Consider the following 2,526-nt stretch of genomic DNA (forward strand, 5'->3'; position numbering starts at 1 on the left):
CGTCGCCTCGGCCCCCTCAGTCGGCTGCGCCGACAGCTCCCCCAGCGGGGGAGCATCTGGTCGGCGACAGGTCTTGGCGGCCCAGCCAGGCGAGCAGCCGCGCGTTCACCTGCTCCGGCGCCTCCTGCTGCACCCAGTGGGAGACGCCGGGCAGCCGCTCCAAGGTGAAATCCGCCACCAGCGGGCCATAGCCTTCGGTAAGCTCCAGGCCGAGCGCCTTGTCCTGCTCGCCCCAGATCATCAGGATAGGAGTGCGGATCATCGCCGCCGCCTGGCCGCCGCCGAGGTCCGCATTGGCGCGGTAGTAATTGATCATCGCCGTCATCGCGCCGGGCTTCAGCGCGTTGGTGCGATAGACGTCGAGCACCTCGTCCGGGAAGGCCGCCTTGTCCACCGCCATGCCGCGGATGGCTTGGCCGACCCCCCAGGCGTGGCCGGCGGTGAGGATCGCCTCCGGCAGCCAGGGCAGCTGGAAGGCGGCCACGTACCAGGACCGCCTGCGCTGCGCCCAGGAATGCCGGAGCGCCTGTCCAAAGACCATCGGGTGGGGCACGTTCATCACCACCAGCCCGTCCAGCGGCAGGGCTTGCCGCAGCGCGAAGCTCCAGGCCACCATCGCCCCCCAGTCGTGCCCGACCAGCAGTCGCCGCCGTGCGCCCAGCGCGTCGAAGAGGGCGGCGACATCGGCGACCAGGTGGTCGAGATGGTAGGCGGCGCGTCCTCTCGGCTTTTCGCTGTCGCCATAGCCGCGCAGGTCCGGCGCCACGGCCCGCCATCCGGCGCTCTCGAGCGCAGGCAGCTGGTGGCGCCAGGAGAAGCGGCTCTCGGGGAAACCGTGCAGGCAGAGCGCCACGGCGTCGCCCTCGCCGGCCTCGTCGAGCGTGAAGCCGAGGCGGTTGGCCTGCACGCGGCGGGTGGTGATCATCTGGGGTCCGACAGGGTGCGCCGCACCGCGTTGCGCCAGCCGTCCAGCAGGCGCTCGCGCTTGCGGGCGTCCATCTGCGGCTCGAAGCGCCGGCGCCGGCGGGGCAGGGCGGCGAAGGCGGCTTCTTCGCCGTACACGCCGCAGGCGCGCCTGGCCATGTAGGCGGCGCCGAGCGCTGTGGTCTCCAGCTCCGCCGGCCGCTCCACCGGCAGGTCGGTGACGTCGGCCAGGAACTGCAGCATCCAGTCGTTGGCCGCCATTCCGCCGTCCACCTTCATGGCGTTCAGCGCCACCCCGTCTTCGGCCACCGCGGTGAACAGGTCGCGGCTCTGGTAGCAGGCCGACTCCAGCGCCGCGCGCGCCAGCTCCGCCGCGCCGCTCGCCCGGGTGAGGCCGAACAGGGCGCCGCGGGCGTCGGGGTCCCAGTGCGGCGCGCCGAGACCTGTGAAGGCCGGCACCAGGTAGACGCCGCCGTTGCCCTGGAGGCTGCGCGCCAGGCCTTCCGTCTCCGCCGCCGTCCTGATCAGGCCCAGCCCGTCGCGCAGCCACTGCACCGCCGCCCCGGCCACGAAGATGGAGCCTTCCAAGGCATAGGTGGAGCGGCCGTCCAGTCGGTAGGCGACCGTGCTGAGCAGGCGGTGGCGGGAGTCCACGGGCGTTCCGCCCGTGTTCACCACCATGAAGCCGCCGGTGCCGAAGGTGGTCTTCACGTCGCCGGCTGCGAAGCCGCACTGGCCGACACCGGCCGCCTGCTGGTCGCCGATCACGCCCAGGATTGGGATCGGCCGGCCGAACAGCTCCGGCGCGGTGCGGCCGTACTCGGCGGAGCAGTCGCGGACGTCCGGCAGCAGGGCGCGGGGCACGTCGAAGATGCGGCAGAGGTCCTCGCACCAGTCGCCGCGGCGGATGTCGTAGAGGCTGGTGCGGCTGGCGTTGGTGGCGTCGGTGGCGTGGACCCGTCCGCCGGTCAGCCGCCAGAGCAGGAAGCTGTCCACAGTGCCGAAGGCCAGGCGGCCGGCCCTCGCGGCTCCGCGCGCTCCGTCCACGTGGGAGAGTATCCAGGCGACCTTGGCGGCGGAGAAGTAGGGGTCCAGCAGGAGGCCGCTCTTCGCCCGCACCGTCTCCGCCAGTCCCTGCGCCTCCAGCTCGCGGCAGGCGCCCGCGGTGCGGCGGTCCTGCCAGACGATGGCGTCGTAGATGGGCGCGCCGGTCCCGCGGTCCCAGACGATCGTGGTCTCACGCTGGTTGGTGACGCCGATGGCCACCACCTCGCCGCCTCCGCGCTCGGCCGCGGTGAGGGCCTGGCGGGCGGTGGCCAGCGTGGTGGACCAGATCGCCTCGGGATCGTGCTCGACCCAACCCTCGGTGGGGTAGAGCTGGAGGACCTCCGCCCGCGCGGAGGCGACGACCTCGGCTGAGGCGTTGAAGACCAGGGCGCGGCTGGAGGTGGTGCCCTGGTCAATGGCGAGGATGAGGGGCGGCCCGGCCGGCATCGAAGCCGCCTACAGGCCGCCGAGGAACCGGATCAGCGCTTCGTTCACCTCGGTGGCGCGCTCCTGCTGGGTCCAGTGGCCGCAGCCGGGGAGCAGGAGGGTCTCGCG

2 protein-coding genes are annotated in these 2,526 nt (G+C 72.9%); both read right to left on the minus strand.

Features of this window, described 5'->3' with window-relative positions:
• Positions 1-16 precede the first annotated feature (16 nt).
• A complete protein-coding gene (locus tag HUV06_RS15890; protein WP_174302211.1) occupies positions 17-925 on the minus strand; it encodes an alpha/beta fold hydrolase in 909 nt (302 codons plus the stop codon).
• A complete protein-coding gene (gene glpK / locus HUV06_RS15895; protein ID WP_174302212.1) occupies positions 922-2,418 on the minus strand; it encodes a glycerol kinase GlpK in 1,497 nt (498 codons plus the stop codon). Before glpK ends, HUV06_RS15890 begins: the two co-directional genes overlap by 4 nt.
• Positions 2,419-2,526 lie beyond the last annotated feature (108 nt).

Origin of the sequence: Caulobacter sp. S45 (assembly GCF_903642205.1) — a bacterium.
Lineage (GTDB): Bacteria > Pseudomonadota > Alphaproteobacteria > Caulobacterales > Caulobacteraceae > CAHJWH01.

Bases quoted from the DNA above. Each gene is read 5' to 3' on its own strand.
- glpK (WP_174302212.1), bottom strand. From the start codon at position 2,418: ATGCCGGCCGGGCCGCCCCTCATCCTCGCCATTGACCAGGGCACCACC.
- HUV06_RS15890 (WP_174302211.1), bottom strand. From the start codon at position 925: ATGATCACCACCCGCCGCGTGCAGGCCAACCGCCTCGGCTTCACGCTC.